The sequence below is a fragment of the Streptomyces sp. CB03238 genome (assembly GCF_002099185.1).
GTDB lineage: Bacteria > Actinomycetota > Actinomycetes > Streptomycetales > Streptomycetaceae > Streptomyces.
In genome coordinates this window covers 67,441-82,689 of sequence record NZ_NBCN01000029.1, presented here as the reverse complement: position 1 = coordinate 82,689, position 15,249 = coordinate 67,441, and the positions used below count along the sequence as shown (strand labels likewise).

Here is a 15,249-nt window from a genome sequence, read left to right as displayed (position 1 = left end):
TTTCCAGCTTAGCAGATCCGTTTTCCGTTTCTGCCACCCGCTGGAGCGGGCTGCCGGCTGTTCTTCGCTTTCGCGTTTCCCTTTCCGGCGGTTCCGACTCTATCAGATCCTTTCGGGCCTGATTCCCAGTCAGCGGGGGGTGTCTTTCCGGCTGTTGGGCCGTTCCGACGTTTCAAACTCTAGCGGATTTCCCGGGCGGCTCATAATCGAGCCTTCGAAATGTATTTCGGCATGCCGAAAACGTCCCGGTCGGGAGTCCGTGCTGAGTTTGGTTGCCGCGTTCGCGGCGGGATCGGCTGCCGCGAAACCGTTACGGCTCCGTGGCAACCCGAAGAACTTTACGGATCGGGGGGAGGCGTGTCAACCCCGCCACCGTGGGGCCTAGTCCAGGTCCGTGAGCCGACCGCCCGCGTCCGGCTGGGCGTGTTCCACGCGGCGGAGCAGGCGGATCAGCATCTCGCCCAGGGCGCCTCGCTCCTCCGGGGACAGGTCCTGGAGGAGGTCCTCCTCGAAGGCGGTCGCCATGCGCATCGCCTCCAGCCACTTCGTGCGGCCTTCGTCCGTGAGTTCCACGATGACCCGCACCCGGTTGTTCTCGTCCCGGTCGCGGGTGACCAGGCCGTCGGCGGCCATGCGGTCGATGCGGTGGGTCATGGCCGCGGGGGTGAGGCCGAGGCGCTTGGCGAGTTCGCCGGGGCCCAGGCGGTAGGGCGCGCCGGAGAGGACGAGGTGCTTGAGGACCTCCCACTCGGCGTTGCTGATGCCGAGCTCGGCTACCTGGCGGCCGTACGCGACGTTCATGCGGCGGTTCAGCCGGCCCAGGGCGGAGACCACCTTCTCGACCTGGGGGTCGAGGTCGCGGAACTCGCGCTGGTAGGCGGCGATCTGCTCGTCGAGGCTCGGTTCCTGCGTGTCGGACATGCGGGGAGTATCCCACGGCACTCGTTGGCGTTGAAGTCCTTCGATGTGTACAGTTAAGGATCGAACTTTAGTATTGAAGTCTTCAGGACTGAGTCCTACAGAGTCGAAGTAGGTGAGTGTGACCAAGGTGATGGGCGCTGCGATGCGCCGGATCCAGGCAGGGAACGTGCTGAGCGCGTTCGGGCTCGGGTTCACCGTTCCGTATCTCTATGTGTATGTGGCTCAGGTGCGGGACCTGGGCGCCGGTACGGCGGGGGCCGTGCTGGCGGTCTTCGCCATGGCCGCTCTGGTGGTCCTGCCCTTCACCGGGCGGGCCATCGACCGTCGGGGGCCTCTGCCCGTGCTGGTGGGGGCCGCGCTGCTGGCGGCCGTCGGGGCGCTCGGCATGGGGGTGGCCGCCAGCGTGCCCGCCGTCGTCGGGGCGGCGGCTCTGCTCGGTGCCGGTACGGCGGTGATGCAGCCCGCGCTCGCGACGATGATCGTCTGGTGCTCGTCCACGGCCACGCGGACCCGCGCGTTCGCCACGCAGTTCTTCCTGCAGAACCTCGGGCTCGGCATCGGCGGTCTGATCGGCGGGCAGCTGGTCGACGAGAGCCGGCCGGGCAGCTTCCTGCTCCTGTTCTCGATCGAGGCGGCGATGTTCCTGGTGCTGGCCGGGATAGCCGCCACCGTGAAGATGCCGCGTACGCCGTCGATCACGGACCCCCGTCCGGCCGGCAAGGGCGGCGGGCTGCGGGCGCTGCTCGGGCACCGGGCGATGGTGCAGCTGTGCGTGCTGGGCTTCGTGTTGTTCTTCGCCTGCTACGGGCAGTTCGAGTCGGGTCTCGCGGCCTACGGGACCGAGGCCGCCGGGATCGAGCCGTCGGCGCTCGGGATGGCCCTGGCCGCGAATACGGCGGTCATCGTGGTCGCGCAGTTCCTGGTGCTGCGGTTCGTGGAGCGGCGCAGGCGGACGCGGGTGGTCGCGGCGGTCGGGCTTATCTGGACCCTGGCGTGGCTCGTCGCGGGGTACGCCGGGCTCGGGCACGGCAGCCAGGCGATGGCGACGGCGGCGTTCATCGTGACGTACGGCCTGTTCGGGCTGGGTGAGGCGATGCTGTCGCCGACCGTGGCGCCGCTGGTGGCCGACCTGGCGCCGGAGTCGATGGTCGGGCAGTACAACTCGGCGTTCGCTCTGGTCAAGCAGCTCGCACTGGCGGTCGGGCCGGCCGTGGGCGGGCCCATGGGGGCCGCGCTGCACGGGCCGTACATCGTGACCTTCGTCCTCTTCTCGCTGGGCATCACGCTGCTGGCCCTGCGGCTGGGCGGGAAGCTCACGCCGGCGCAGGATCACCCGTACCTGGTGGCGAAGACGCGGGTCGTCGCCCAGCACCAGCCGGACGATCAGCGGGTGGCCGTCTAGCCCGGTAGGGCGAACTCGCACCAGACCGCTTTGCCGCCGCCGGGTGTGCGGCGGCTGCCCCAGGACGAGGCGATCGTGGCGATGATCGAGATGCCGCGGCCCGCCTCGTCCTCCGTTTCGGCGCGGCGGCGGCGCGGCAGGTGGTCGTCGCCGTCCGTCACCTCGATGATCAGGCGCCGGTCGGTGCGGCGGAGTCTGAGGCGCATGGGTGGGGTGCCGTGCTGGAGGGAGTTGGCCACCAGTTCGCTGGTGGCGAGTACGCCGAGGTCGCGCAGCTCCACCGGGAAGCGCCAGCTGGAGAGGACGCCGGAGGCGAAGGCACGCGCGCGTGGAGCCGCTTCGACGCCGCCGAGCAGGTCGAGTGCGGCGTTGTGGAACAGCTCGGCGTCCGGTCCGGTACGGGAGGGGTGCTGGAGGACGAGGACGGCGACGTCGTCGTCGTGCTCGGCGGTGACGCCCAGGGAGCGCAGCAGCCGGTCGCAGACGACCTGGGGGGTGCCGGTGGCGCCGGCCAGGGCGCGCTCCAGGGCGGCGACGCCTTCGTCGATGTCCTCCCGGCGCCGCTCGACCAGGCCGTCCGTATAGAGGACGGCGGTGGAGCCGGGCGGGAGGGCAATGGTGCCGGAGGTGTGCAGCCAGCCGCCGGTGCCGAGGGGTGGGCCGGTCGGCTCGGCGGCGCGGCGGACGGTGCCGTCCTCGTCCCTGACGAGGATCGGGAGGTGTCCGGCGGAGGCGTAGACGAGGCGGCCCTCGTTGGGGTCGTGGACGGCGTAGACGCAGGTGGCGATCTGGCTGGCGTCGATCTCGGCGGCGAGGCCGTCGAGGAGCTGGAGCACCTCGTGGGGCGGCAGGTCGAGGCGTGCGTAGGCCCGTACGGCGGTGCGGAGTTGGCCCATGACGGCCGCCGCGCGGACGCCTCGGCCCATGACGTCGCCGATGACGAGGGCGGTGCGGCCGGCGCCGAGGGTGATCACGTCGTACCAGTCGCCGCCGACCGCGGCGTCCGTGCCGCCCGGCTGGTACGTGGCGGCGACGCGGAGGTCATCGGGCTGTTCCAACTCCTGGGGGAGGAGGGATCTTTGGAGGGTGACGGCGGTTTCGCGGTGGCGGCGCTCGCTGGCCCGCAGCCGTTCGGCGGCCTCCGCGTGGTCGGTGACGTCGGCGGCGTGGACGAGGACCCCGGATTCAGCGGTTCCGCGCGTGTCGACGGGCAGGCAGGTGACGGTGTACGAGCCTCCCGCCTGCGTACGGCGGGATTTGACCGTGCGGGGCTTTCCGCTGCGCAGCACCTGGTCCATGAGCGGCAGCAGACCCAGCTCGGTGAGCTCGGGGCAGGCGGTGGCGACGGTCGCGCCGGCCGGGCGGGGGCCGAACGCGGTGGCGTAGGCGTCGTTGACGTACGCGACGCGGTGGTCGGGGCCGTAGGTGAGGGCGACGAGGCCGGGGAGGCGGCCGAGGATCTCCCGTACGGAGAAGTCCTCCAGCCCGGGGACGTCGTCGGGCAGGGGCTCCAGCTGCTGGTCGGAGTCGCCTCGCGCCGCGGGTACGGAGTCCCCCCGCTGCGCCGGCGAGGCCCCATGGTCGGTGCCGCGCGCGGCGGCGCGGCGCTGCGTACCGGGGAGCCGGGCGCTCCAACGCGTGAAGTTCACGGATCTGTATGCCTCATGGTGTCGGTGCCGTGCGTTGCCGTGCTGAGTCACTCTGTGCAGGTGTGAGCCCACCTATGGTCACACGTCCAGTGTGACCGACCACACTGACAAGAGGTGTCTGTCGGAACTGAGCCCCGTCAGTGGGACCCGTCGTCAGTCGGACTTGGCTCCGCCGTCCGCGGTTCCGCCTTTCGACGCCTCGTCCGTGGGTTCGGGTGGTGGGGGCCCCGCGGCGAGTTCGAATTCGGCGCGGGGATGCTCCAGGGATCCGAGGGAGACGATCTCCCGTTTGAACAGGCCCGCGAGGGTCCACTCGGCCAGGACGCGCGCCTTGCGGTTGAAGGTGGGGACGCGGCTGAGGTGGTACGCGCGGTGCATGAACCAGGCGGGGTAGCCCTTGAGTTTGCGGCCGTAGACGTGGGCGACGCCCTTGTGCAGGCCGAGTGAGGCGACGGACCCCGCGTACTTGTGGGCGTAGTCCTTGAGCGGCCGGCCCTTGAGGGAGGCGACGAGGTTCTCGGCGAGGACCTTGGTCTGGCGTACGGCGTGCTGGGCGTTGGGGGCGCATTCCCGGCCGGGGGTGTCGGCGGTGATGTCCGGGACGGCGGCGGCGTCTCCGGCGGACCAGGCGTGGTCGACGCCTTCGACGGAGAGGCGGGCGGTGCACTTGAGGCGGCCGCGTTCGTTGAGGGGCAGGTCGGTGCCGGCGAGGACGGGGGCGGGTTTCACGCCCGCGGTCCACACGACGGTACGGGTGGGGAAGCGGCTGCCGTCGCTGAGGACGGCGACCCGGTCCTCGCAGGTTTCCAGGCGCGTTTCGAGGCGTACGTCGATGTTGCGGGCGCGCAGCTCGCGCACGGCGTACTTGCCCATGTCCTCGCCGACCTCGGGCAGGATGCGGTCGCTCGCCTCGACGAGGACCCATTTCAGGTCCTGTGGCTTGATGTTGTGGTAGTACCGCGCGGTGTAGCGGGCCATGTCCTCCAGCTCGCCGAGGGCCTCGACGCCGGCGAAGCCACCACCGACGAAGACGAAGGTGAGGGCGGCGTCGCGGATGGCGGGGTCGCGGGTGGAGGAGGCGATGTCCATCTGCTCGATGACGTGGTTGCGCAGCCCGATGGCCTCTTCGACGGTCTTGAAGCCGATGCCGTAGTCGGCCAGGCCGGGGACCGGGAGGGTGCGGGAGATGGAGCCGGGCGCGATGACCAGTTCGTCGTAGGAGAGCTGGACGGGACCGGTGCCTTCCTCCTCGGTGGCGAGGGTGGCGACGGTCGCGGTGCGCTTGGCGTGGTCGACGGACGTGGCCTCGCCGATGAGGATCCTGCACTTGTCGAGGACCCGGCGCAGCGGCACGACGACGTGACGGGGCGAGATGTTGCCGGCGGCGGCCTCGGGGAGGAAGGGCTGGTACGTCATGTACGGGTCGGGTGTGACCACGGTGATCTCGGCCGTGCCGTTTCTCAGCTCGGCCTTGAGGTGCCGTTGGAGGTGCAGGGCGGTGTACATCCCGACGTAGCCACCGCCGACAACGAGAACGCGCACAGGTTCGGTCACCCTCCCATGACGCAACGGGCTTCGGGGTTTGTCCACAGGCCCGGCAAATTGTGTGACCGGAGGCCAGGTGGCGTCCGGGGTGGCGCGGGAGGTGCGTGTGGGGGAAGGTGCGCAGGTCAGGGCGCGAGAGGGGGGTGGCGGGCGGGGGCAGAATCGGGAGTGTTCCGGTCCTTGCTCCGATCGGGGGGCGCACCGGTCGGAACTGCCCCTTCTGAATTGACCTCGACTCAACTATGTTCGTATGTCGTCGGGGTGTCGGGACGCTGCGCATGACCTGAGCGCGTGGGCCGGGCCCCGGTTGTCAGGGTGGGGGAGTCTCCGGGGGGAGACACATCATTACCGGGGGAACATTTATGCATATTCAGGATTCGCGCTGGTCGACTGCTGTCGCCTCGTCGTCCACTTCGTCCTCTTCGTCGGCGGCCGCTTCGGCTGCGGAGGGGCTCGGCGGTGGGGTGAACGGCCGTCTCGGAGCCGGCGGGGCGTCCGGCCGTACGGCGCCGCTGCGGGTGGACGCGCAGCGGAACCTCGAGCATGTGCTGCGGGCGGCTCGGGAGGTGTTCGGCGAGCTCGGGTACGGGGCGCCGATGGAGGACGTGGCGCGCAGGGCGCGGGTCGGGGTCGGCACGGTGTACCGGCGGTTCCCGAGCAAGGACGTGCTGGTGCGCCGTATAGCCGAGGAGGAGACCTCCCGGCTCACCGAGCAGGCGCGTACGGCGCTGGGGCAGGAGGACGAGCCGTGGTCGGCGCTCTCCCGGTTCCTGCGGACGTCGGTGGCCTCGGGCGCGGGGCGGCTGCTGCCGCCGCACGTGCTGCGCGTGGGCGTGGACGAGCCGGGCGCGGTCGCGGGCGGTGCGGTGGCCGGTCAGTCCGACGAGGCGCGGGTGCCGCAGCAGCGCGGGGCTTCGGCGGCCTCGGCCGTTGCGGGGCAGCCGGAGCTGCGAGTGGTGCCGCGCGCGGTGCCGACGGCCGAGCTGGACGACGCGGGCGCTTCGGAGCTGCTGGAGGTCGTCGGGCAGCTGGTCGACCGGGCCCGGGAGGCGGGCGAGCTGCGCGGGGACGTGACGGTGGCGGACGTGCTGCTGGTCATCGCCACGGCGGCGCCCTCGCTGCCGGACGCGGCCCAGCAGAGCGCCGCGTCGGCACGGCTCCTGGACATCCTGCTGGAGGGGCTCCGGTCCCGCCCGTCGCAAGGGTCCTGAAGGGTCGCCCGAACGGGGCATGGCTGGTTCCCGCGTTCGGGGCACCTCCCCGGATGAGTGGTTGACCGGCTCTTGCCCCGGGCGGGAGGCGTGCCCTGTGGCACTCTTTCCCGGTGTCCGGGTCTGAGCAGGGGTACGGGGGCTTCCGCGATGAGCGGTGACGGTCGCGATGAGCCGCTCGGGGGCGGGGCCACGGCCGACGAACCGTCCTCACCGAAGGTGCCGGGCCAGGGCGGGCCCGGCGGTGCGCCGGCACCGTCCGGTGGTGACGTCGACGCCGCCGTGCCCGCACAGCGTGAGGGTGGCGCCGCCGACTCCGTACTGCCGCCGCCCATCGAGCTGCCGCCGTCGGACGCCGAGCTGGTCCAGCGCCTGCGGGACGGCGACGACAGTGCGTACGAGGAGCTGTTCCGCCGGCACACGTCGGCGGTGCGGCGCTACGCCCGCACGTGCTGCCGTGACGCGCACACCGCGGAGGACCTCACGGCGGAGGTGTTCGCGCGGACGCTTCAGGCGGTGCGCGGGGGCGCCGGCCCGGAGCAGGCGGTGCGCGCGTATCTGCTGACGACCGTGCGGCGCGTGGCGGCCGCCTGGACGAAGACGTCCAGGCGCGAGCAGCTCGTCGAGGACTTCGCGGTGTTCGCCGCGCAGGCGGTGCGCGCCTCGGAGGTGTCGGACGCCGACACCCTGGAACTGGGCGCCGACGTGCGGGCGATGCAGCAGGCCGAGCAGTCGCTCGCCGTGCGGGCCTTCCGCTCGCTGCCCGAGCGGTGGCAGGCGGTGCTGTGGCACACCACGGTCGAGGAGGAGTCGCCGAGCGAGGTGGCGCCGCTGTTCGGGCTGACCGCCAACGCCACGGCGGTGCTGGCCAGCCGGGCGCGTGAGGGACTGAAGCAGGCGTACCTCCAGGCGCATGTGAGCCGGTCGCTCACCGCCGGCGGCGACTGCGCGCGCTACGCGGACCGGCTGGGCGCATACGCCCGGGGAGGCCTGCGGATGCGGGCCGAGCGGGGCCTGCGCAAGCACCTGGAGGAGTGCGCCCGGTGCCGGCTGGCGGTGGGTGAGCTGGAGCAGGTCAACGCGGGGATCCCCGCGCTGCTGCCGGTCGCCGTCATCGGCTGGTTCGCGGCCGGGTTCTCGCTCAAGGCCGCCGGGCTCGTGGCCGGTGGTGCCGCGGGCGCGGCGGGCGCCGGGGCGGGGGCGGCGGCCGCGGCGGGTGGTTCGGGGGGCGCGGCCGGCGGTGGGGCTTCCGGGGCTTCCGGTGGGGCCGCTGCCGAAGGGCTCGGGGCCCCGGCGAAGGCCGGCATCGCGGTGACGGTGGCCGTCACGGCCGTCGCCGGCGTGGTGTGGGCCCTGTCCGGGAGCCCGAAGCCCGCGCCCGAGCCGGAGGCCCGGCCACCCGCCGCCGAACCCGTCGTACCGCAGGAGCCCGTCGCCGCCCCGAGCCGGACCACGCCGCCGCCCACGCCCGCGCCGGAGCCGGTACCGCAGCCGGTCTCCCCGAGCCCGAGCCCGGCGGAACCGGCACCATCCGTCACGCCCACGGCCGCACCGCCCGCCCCGGCGCCCGCACGGCCGCAGCCCACGCCCACGCCCACCCCTCCGCCGCCGCCCGCCCCCACGGAGCCGGCGCCGGAGCCGACGCCCCCTCCCCCGCCGCCCCCGCCCACCGTCTACCAGGTCAACCAGCTCGACTACGGCCTCTACGGCGACCACACCGGGCCGGAGGTCAGGCTCGGGGCGTCCAGCTGGATGTGGCAGCGCTGGGGAATGTCGGTCGGCGGGAAGCGGTACGGGCACGGCGTGACCGTCCACGCCCGGTCGTCGCTCACCATCGACCTCAACCGCCGCTGCTCGGCCTACGAGGCGTTCGCCGGCGTGGACGACATGGCGCTGGGGCTGGGCGCGGTGCGGTTCTCCGTGTACGGGGACGGGACGCGGCTGTGGCGGTCCCCGGTGCTGCGGGGCGGCGACGCGGCGGTACCGCTGCGCGTGGGGATCTCCGGCCGGAGGACCATCCGTCTGGTCGTCGAACCGGACACGGCCACGCCGCTCAGTTCCGTGGCGCCCGCCGACTGGGCCGAGTCGCGGATCAGCTGCGGGTGAGCCCCCGGGTCGTCACGATGTGAGCGTGGGGCGCCGCGGCACACCGCCCGCCACGGCGCGCTGCCTCGGTGCCGCCGTGCCCGTCCAGCAGGTGCCCCGGCGGGCCAGCAGGCGGCGCAGCCACAGCTCCGTGGAGACGAGGTCGGCAAGCCCGTCCAGGGGGACGGGTTCGCCCTCGGTGGCGGCGCGCAGGGCCCTGCGTACGACGCGGGCTTCGATGAGGCCCGCGTCGGCGAGGAGCGGCGCGTCGAAGAGGGTCATCAGCTGTGGCAGCGCGGTGCGCAGGCCCGCGCGGTTCGCGGCGGCCGTCGGGGCGTGGGAGGTGGCTCCCCAGCCGGGTGGCAGGTCCTGGATGCCGGCGCCCGCGAGGACGGTGCGCAGGATTGCGGCGCGGGCGCCGGGCTGGACGCGCAGCGACTCGGGCAGGTCGCGGCAGGCGCGTACCACCTGGTTGTCGAGAAAGGGCGAGTGGAGCCGCTGGCTGCGGATCTCGGCGGCCTGCTCCAGGATGCGGTGGTCCGCGGCGTACCGGGCGAGGGCCGCACGCGCGCGTGCCTCGCCGGGGCGCTGGACGGACGTGGGCCTGGTGGCCGCCTGGGTGAGGCGAACCGATACTTCAGCGAGCGCCTCGCCGGTCAGCCAGCGCGCGGCGGGCCCCGGGCGGGCCCAGGCGAGGGCGGCGAGGGAGGCGGACAGCGGGCCGTTCACGGCGGGAGCCGACCGGTTGGCCTTCAGCAGCCCGTCGGCGGCCGATTCCAGACCGGCGCGGTAGGGCGTACGGGCGAGTCTGCGGGCGGCCCGGTAGACGGTGAGCGGGACGAGCAGGGAGCCGGCGGAGGGCCCGGTGGCCTTGGCGAGGGCGGTGACGGGCCGCAGCAGGTGGCGGCGTCTGCGGTCCATCAGCAGGTCGGCCAGGCGCGCGGGGTGGGCGTCGAGCACCTGGCGTGCGCCGTGCCCGGTGAAGTGGTCGGCGCTACCCGCCGCGAGGCGCCGGCGGTGCCGTTCGGCGGTCACCAGGGACGGCCCCGGCTCGTCGGTGAGGGGGCCCTCCAGCTCGGCGTACGGCAGGGCCTCCTCGGAGGCGGCCACGACGACGTGGTGCAGGCGCGGGTTCTCGGCGATGGCGCGGGCGCGGGCCCGTTCCAGTTCGGCGTCCCGCCCGCCGGTGGCGAGGTCGTTGAAGGTGACGGCGAGCAGCCGTTCGCCCGCGCCGGTGCCGTGTCCGAGAATCGTGCCCGGCACGCCGGGCAGGCCCGCGGCGAGCAGGGCGAGCGTTCCGGAGGCGCTGCCGCCGGACAGGTCGGCGCCGATGCCGGGGGCGGGCGCCCCGCGCGCGGCGCGCCGTTCGGCCGGGCCCATGCCGGGGACGGGCCCGGGGTCGGGCGGCAGCGTCTCGGGGGCGTGCCGGGGGGCGGTGAGCCGCGCCCGTACGGCTTCGACGAGCGCGTCCCGTACGCCGTCCACCGCCCGGTCCGGGTCGATCTGGGGTGCCGCGACGGCGAGCGAGGCGACGGGTTCGTACCCGGTGATCTCGCGCGATCCCTCGCGCAGCACGAGCGCGTGGCCGGGCGGGACGCGCTTGACGCCGGCGTACGGAGTGGAGTCGCGCAGCGCCTCGGGGGTTTCGGGGCAGGCGAGCAGGGCGGCCAGGTGGCCGATGTCGAGTTGGGCCTCGATGAGGTCGGCGAGGGGCAGGGCGGCGGTGGCGTACGCCGTTCCGTTCGCCCACGGGGTGTGGAAGACGGGCCGGGCGCCGGCCAGGTCACTGGCGACGATGATGCGGCGGCCGACCTGGACGACGGCGGTGTAGCTGCCGGGCCAGGCGGTGAGGTGGCGCATGGCGCCGCCGCGCGCCGCGAACAGGCCGACCCTCAGCTGGTCGTCGCTCGCGGCGCAACAGCCGAGGACGGCGAGGCGGGTGAAAGGGTCGACGGTGACGACGCGGATCTCGTCGGGGCGCCAGTCGCCGACCGCCCACAGCGGGTCGGGGTCACCCCACAGGAGTTGGGCGCCGACCGGGTGCAGGGTGCGGTTCTCGTCATCGTTCCCGACGGCCCCGGCCGTACCGAAGCTCGCGGCGATACTGCTCCACCCCACCAGCCACCGCATCGCCGCCTCCACAGCCTGTGGACAACCCAGCTCTCCTGATGGAGACATGCTGCCACGACAAAGGCGCACAGGAGGGAGTACGGGCCGCGCCCCGCGAAATGGGAACGCGCCCCTGGCATTGGCCATGTGACGGTGGTTCAGGGGATGGCGCGAGGAGTGGTTCGACCGGCCGAACGATGGGCATCATTCAGCCAATCTCCACGCACGCCCCAACCGTACGTTTGTCTACAGAACCGCCCATAAGCTCAGTCCGGGAGGCGCTGTCCGCCTCCCGGACCGGTCCGCCACCCGCGGGGATTGAGGCGGCGGTGTCCCCCAGCCCACCGCTTCCAGTACGGCGGGCCGACCCACGCAGCACCCATGGAAGCGCTCCCCCCACCGGACGGGCCAGAGCGCACGGACAGGCGCACGGCCACACACCCGGAGCACGGCCGGGGCGCGACGGACCTGTACGGGGGCGTGCGCCGTCCGCACGCGGGCCGCCGGACGGTCGCACGGCCCGGCGGCGCACCGGCCGCGCACCGGCCGTGCCGCAGTCGTCCGAGGGTCCACCCGTACGCACAACAATCTCGCCATACGGAACACCGCCCCTTAACGGTGGGGATGCGGCGAACTACGCTGGGTTTACGAATGCCGCGCGCCTATGCCTGGCGTCGCGGCGGCCGTCTGTGGTCGAGGGGTGGCGCATGTCCAGGGAGCAACGCGGGCCGAACGAGAAGCTCGGCACCGTTCTCGCCCTCGCGGGAATCAGCAACGCCGGCCTGGCCCGGCGGGTCAACGACCTCGGAGCGCAGCGCGGTCTGACCCTTCGGTACGACAAGACGTCGGTGGCCAGGTGGGTGTCGAAGGGCATGGTGCCGCAGGGCGCCGCACCGCACCTGATCGCGGCCGCGATCGGGCAGAAGCTGGGCCGTCCGGTCCCCCTGCACGAGATCGGCCTCGCCGACGCGGACCCGGCGCCCGAGGTGGGGCTGGCCTTTCCGCGCGACGTGGGCGAGGCGGTGAGGTCGGCGACCGAGCTGTACCGGCTGGATCTGGCCGGGCGGCGGGCCGGTGGTGGCGGGATCTGGCAGTCGCTGGCCGGTTCGTTCGCCGTCAGCGCGTACGCGACGCCCGCCTCCAGGTGGCTGATAACCCCCGCAGACTCGTCGGTCGAACGGTCGGTGACGGCGGTTCCGGACGGCGCCACGGACGAGGGCGGCGCGGTACGGGTGGGGCACAGCGACGTGGCGAAGCTGCGGGAGGCGGCGGAGGACGCGCGGCGCTGGGACTCCAAGTACGGGGGCGGGGACTGGCGGTCGTCGATGGTGCCGGAGTGCCTGCGGGTGGACGCGGCGCCGCTGCTGCTCGGCTCGTACTCGGACGAGGTGGGCCGGGCGCTGTTCGGGGCGACCGCCGAGCTGACCCGGCTGGCGGGCTGGATGGCCTTCGACACCGGTCAGCAGGAGGCGGCCCAGCGCTACTACATCCAGGCGCTGCGGCTCGCGCGGGCAGCCGCCGATGTGCCGCTGGGCGGGTACGTGCTGGCGTCGATGTCGCTCCAGGCGACCTACCGGGGCTTCGCCGACGAGGGCGTCGACCTGGCGCAGGCCGCGCTGGAGCGCAACCGGGGGCTGGCCACCGCGCGGACCCTGTCCTTCTTCCGGCTGGTGGAGGCGCGGGCGCACGCCAAGGCCGGTGACGGCGCGGCGGCGGGAGCGGCGCTGCGGGCCGCGGAGGGGTGGCTGGAGCGGTCGCGGGAGGGCGACGCGGACCCGTCCTGGCTGGGCTTCTACTCCTACGACCGGTTCTGCGCGGACGCGGCGGAGTGCTACCGGGACCTGAAGGCGCCGCGTCAGGTGCGCCGCTTCACGGAGCAGGCCCTGTCGCGGCCGACGGAGGAGTACGTCCGCTCGCACGGTTTACGGCTGGTCGTGAGCGCCGTCGCCGAGCTGGAGTCGGGCAACCTGGACGCGGCCTGCGCGGCCGGCACGCGCGCGGTGGAGGTGGCGGGCCGGATCTCGTCGGCGCGTACGACCGAGTACGTACGGGATCTGCTGCACCGGCTGGAGCCGTACGGGGACGAGCCCCGGGTGGCGGAGCTGCGGGAACGGGCGCGTCCGCTGCTGATGACTCCGGCGTGAGCCGTGTCCCACCGTGTCCCACCTGGTTTAGGGCCATTGTCAGTGGGCCAGTGCACTATCTGGGGTGGGAGGTGGCACAGGTGTCCGCGTACGGCGATGGCAGGTATGACTGCGACGTGCTCGTGATCGGCGGCGGGATCGTCGGTCTGTCGACGGCGTACGCGATCACGCGCGCCGCTCCGGGGACTCGGGTGGTGGTGCTGGAGAAGGAGCAGGGGCCGGCGCGGCACCAGACCGGACGCAACAGCGGGGTAATCCACAGCGGGATCTACTACCGGCCGGGTTCGCTGAAGGCGCGGTACGCGGTGCGGGGCGCGGCGGAGATGGTGAAGTTCTGCGCGGAGTACGGGCTTCCGTACGAGGTGACGGGAAAGCTGATCGTCGCGACCGAGCGGGACGAACTGCCCCGGCTGCACGCGCTGGTCCAGCGGGGCCGGGAGAACGGCATTCCGGTGCGGGAGCTGGGCCCGGCGCAGATCAGCGAGTACGAGCCCCGGGTGCGGGGCCTGGCGGCGATCCATGTCGGGACGACGGGGGTGTGCGACTACGGGGCGGTGGCGGCGCAGCTGGCGGAGTCGTCCGGCGCGGAGATCCGGTACGGGGCGGAGGTCGCCGCCGTGGACCGGCGCCCCTGGGGGGTCGCGGTCCGTACGGCGTCCGGGGAGATCCTCCGTGGCCGGGTGCTGGTGAACTGCGCGGGGCTGCACTGCGACCGGGTGGCGCGGCTGGCGGGCGACGAGCCGGGCATGCGGATCGTGCCGTTCCGGGGCGAGTACTACGAGCTGGCCCGACCGGAGCTGGTGCGGGGCCTGGTGTATCCGGTACCGGACCCGGCGTTCCCGTTCCTGGGCGTGCACCTGACGCGGGGCGTCGACGGGGGCGTCCACGTGGGGCCGAACGCGGTGCCCGCGCTCAGCCGCGAGGGGTACGGCTGGTCGGTCGTCCGGCCGGGCGAGCTGGCCGGGACGCTGGCATGGCCGGGCTCCTGGCGGATCGCCCGCCGCCACTGGCGGTACGGGGCCGGTGAACTGCACCGGTCGGTGTCGAAGCGGGCGTTCACGGAGGCGGTACGGCGGCTGCTCCCGGCGGTCGACCCCGACGACCTGCGGCGCGCCCCGGCGGGTGTCCGCGCCCAGGCGGTGCTGCGGGACGGCACCCTGGTCGACGACTTCCTGATCCGCGAGGCCCCGCGCACGGTCCACGTCCTGAACGCCCCGTCCCCGGCGGCGACGGCGTCCCTGCCCATCGGCCGGGAAGTCGCCCGGCGGGCTCTGGCGCACCTGGGCTGACCCGGAACCCGGAACCCCGACGCCCTGAACCCGGCCGCTCGGGCAGCGGCATCGTGGGGGCGCCGTAGAATTCGGTCATTGTGTCTGAGTCCCATGAAACCGCCGTGCACCGCCGGCCCAAGGGTGAGTCCCGATTCCCCGAGGGGCCCGCGCCCGATCCCGCCGGATCGCATTTCGAGCGGCGGATCCGCAGCTTCCAGCCCCGGCGCAGCCGCGTCACGCCCGGGCAGGGTGATGCGCTGCGGCGGTTGTGGGGCGTGTGGGGGCTGGACATCGACGGGCAGCGCACGCTCGACCTGGGCGAGATGTTCGGCGGGCTTCCGGTCGTGCTGGAGATCGGGTTCGGGATGGGCGAGGCCACCGCGCAGATGGCCGCCGACGACCCGTCGACGGGCATCCTCGCGGTCGACGTCCACACCCCCGGCCAGGGCAACCTCCTCGCCCTCGCCGAGAAGGCCGGCCTGACCAACGTACGCGTGGCCAACGGCGACGCGATCATCCTGCTGCGCGAGATGCTCACGCCCGGCGCCCTCGACGGCGTACGCGTGTACTTCCCCGACCCCTGGCCCAAGAAGCGGCACCACAAGCGCCGGCTGATCCAGCCCGAGTTCCTGAGCCTGGTGGCCACCCGGATGAAGCCGGGGGCGGTCCTGCACTGCGCCACGGACTGGGAGCCGTACGCCGAGCAGATGCTGGACGTGCTGACCGCGCACCCCGACTTCGAGAACACGCAGCCCGACGGCGGTTTCGCGCCCCGCCCCGCCTTCCGGCCGCTGACCCGGTTCGAGGGTCAGGGCCTGGACAAGGGGCATGTCGTGCGCGACCTGCTGTTCCAGCACGCGCAGCACGCGTAGCACGCGCAGCACGCGCAGCACGCGCAGCACGCGTAGCAAT

Annotated in this window: 10 protein-coding genes; 6 read left to right on the top strand and 4 right to left on the bottom strand. The window is 73.4% G+C overall.

Features of this window, described 5'->3' with window-relative positions; all coding sequences use genetic code 11:
* Positions 1-381 precede the first annotated feature (381 nt).
* Entirely contained in the window at positions 382-921 is a 540-nt protein-coding gene (locus tag BKD26_RS34480) for a MarR family transcriptional regulator (RefSeq protein WP_084906409.1), read from the bottom strand.
* A 130-nt stretch (positions 922-1,051) separates the two neighbouring features.
* Here BKD26_RS34480 and BKD26_RS34475 point away from each other — a divergent pair, with 130 nt between their 5' ends.
* Positions 1,052-2,323 (top strand): MFS transporter, encoded by a 1,272-nt coding sequence (locus BKD26_RS34475; protein WP_179166817.1) that lies wholly within the window; start codon positions 1,052-1,054, stop codon positions 2,321-2,323.
* Here BKD26_RS34475 and BKD26_RS34470 read toward each other — a convergent pair.
* On the bottom strand, positions 2,320-3,972 hold the full coding sequence (locus BKD26_RS34470; protein ID WP_084906405.1) for a SpoIIE family protein phosphatase: 1,653 nt from the start codon (positions 3,970-3,972) through the stop codon (positions 2,320-2,322). The genes BKD26_RS34475 and BKD26_RS34470 overlap by 4 nt on opposite strands.
* A gap of 153 nt (positions 3,973-4,125) precedes the next feature.
* Positions 4,126-5,526: an NAD(P)/FAD-dependent oxidoreductase gene (locus BKD26_RS34465; RefSeq protein ID WP_084906403.1), complete on the bottom strand. Its 1,401-nt coding sequence runs from the start codon at positions 5,524-5,526 to the stop codon at positions 4,126-4,128.
* A gap of 353 nt (positions 5,527-5,879) precedes the next feature.
* Here BKD26_RS34465 and BKD26_RS34460 point away from each other — a divergent pair, with 353 nt between their 5' ends.
* Both BKD26_RS34460 and BKD26_RS34455 read left to right on the top strand, forming a co-directional pair.
* Positions 5,880-6,728 carry a helix-turn-helix domain-containing protein gene (locus BKD26_RS34460; protein ID WP_084906401.1) on the top strand — a complete coding sequence of 283 codons (849 nt, stop codon included), beginning with the start codon at positions 5,880-5,882 and terminating at the stop codon, positions 6,726-6,728.
* Positions 6,729-6,878: 150 nt separating this feature from the next.
* On the top strand, positions 6,879-8,834 hold the full coding sequence (locus BKD26_RS34455; RefSeq protein ID WP_084906399.1) for a sigma-70 family RNA polymerase sigma factor: 1,956 nt from the start codon (positions 6,879-6,881) through the stop codon (positions 8,832-8,834).
* A gap of 12 nt (positions 8,835-8,846) precedes the next feature.
* On the opposite strand, the gene BKD26_RS34450 is transcribed toward BKD26_RS34455, so the two are convergent.
* The gene (locus BKD26_RS34450) at positions 8,847-10,943 is read right to left on the bottom strand and encodes an asparagine synthase-related protein (RefSeq protein WP_107418102.1); all 2,097 of its coding nucleotides are present in this window, start codon (positions 10,941-10,943) and stop codon (positions 8,847-8,849) included.
* A 686-nt stretch (positions 10,944-11,629) separates the two neighbouring features.
* Between BKD26_RS34450 and BKD26_RS34445 the strand changes: the two genes are divergently transcribed.
* The 3 genes from BKD26_RS34445 to trmB all read left to right on the top strand — a co-directional run bounded on the left by BKD26_RS34445 (position 11,630) and on the right by trmB (position 15,209).
* On the top strand, positions 11,630-13,066 hold the full coding sequence (locus BKD26_RS34445) for an MFS transporter (RefSeq protein ID WP_084906397.1): 1,437 nt from the start codon (positions 11,630-11,632) through the stop codon (positions 13,064-13,066).
* A gap of 71 nt (positions 13,067-13,137) precedes the next feature.
* Positions 13,138-14,355 carry an L-2-hydroxyglutarate oxidase gene (lhgO, locus tag BKD26_RS34440; protein WP_084906424.1) on the top strand — a complete coding sequence of 406 codons (1,218 nt, stop codon included), beginning with the start codon at positions 13,138-13,140 and terminating at the stop codon, positions 14,353-14,355.
* Positions 14,356-14,435: 80 nt separating this feature from the next.
* Positions 14,436-15,209, top strand: coding sequence for a tRNA (guanosine(46)-N7)-methyltransferase TrmB (trmB, locus tag BKD26_RS34435; RefSeq protein WP_084906395.1), 774 nt, complete (start codon positions 14,436-14,438; stop codon positions 15,207-15,209).
* Positions 15,210-15,249: the final 40 nt, after the last annotated feature.

What these genes read in the sequence shown, in the direction of transcription:
- BKD26_RS34480 (WP_084906409.1), bottom strand. Translation starts at nt 921, where the DNA reads ATGTCCGACACGCAGGAACCGAGCCTCGACGAGCAGATCGCCGCCTAC.
- BKD26_RS34475 (WP_179166817.1), top strand. Translation starts at nt 1,052, where the DNA reads ATGGGCGCTGCGATGCGCCGGATCCAGGCAGGGAACGTGCTGAGCGCG.
- BKD26_RS34460 (WP_084906401.1), top strand. Translation starts at nt 5,880, where the DNA reads ATGCATATTCAGGATTCGCGCTGGTCGACTGCTGTCGCCTCGTCGTCC.
- BKD26_RS34455 (WP_084906399.1), top strand. Translation starts at nt 6,879, where the DNA reads ATGAGCGGTGACGGTCGCGATGAGCCGCTCGGGGGCGGGGCCACGGCC.
- BKD26_RS34450 (WP_107418102.1), bottom strand. Translation starts at nt 10,943, where the DNA reads ATGCGGTGGCTGGTGGGGTGGAGCAGTATCGCCGCGAGCTTCGGTACG.
- BKD26_RS34445 (WP_084906397.1), top strand. Translation starts at nt 11,630, where the DNA reads ATGTCCAGGGAGCAACGCGGGCCGAACGAGAAGCTCGGCACCGTTCTC.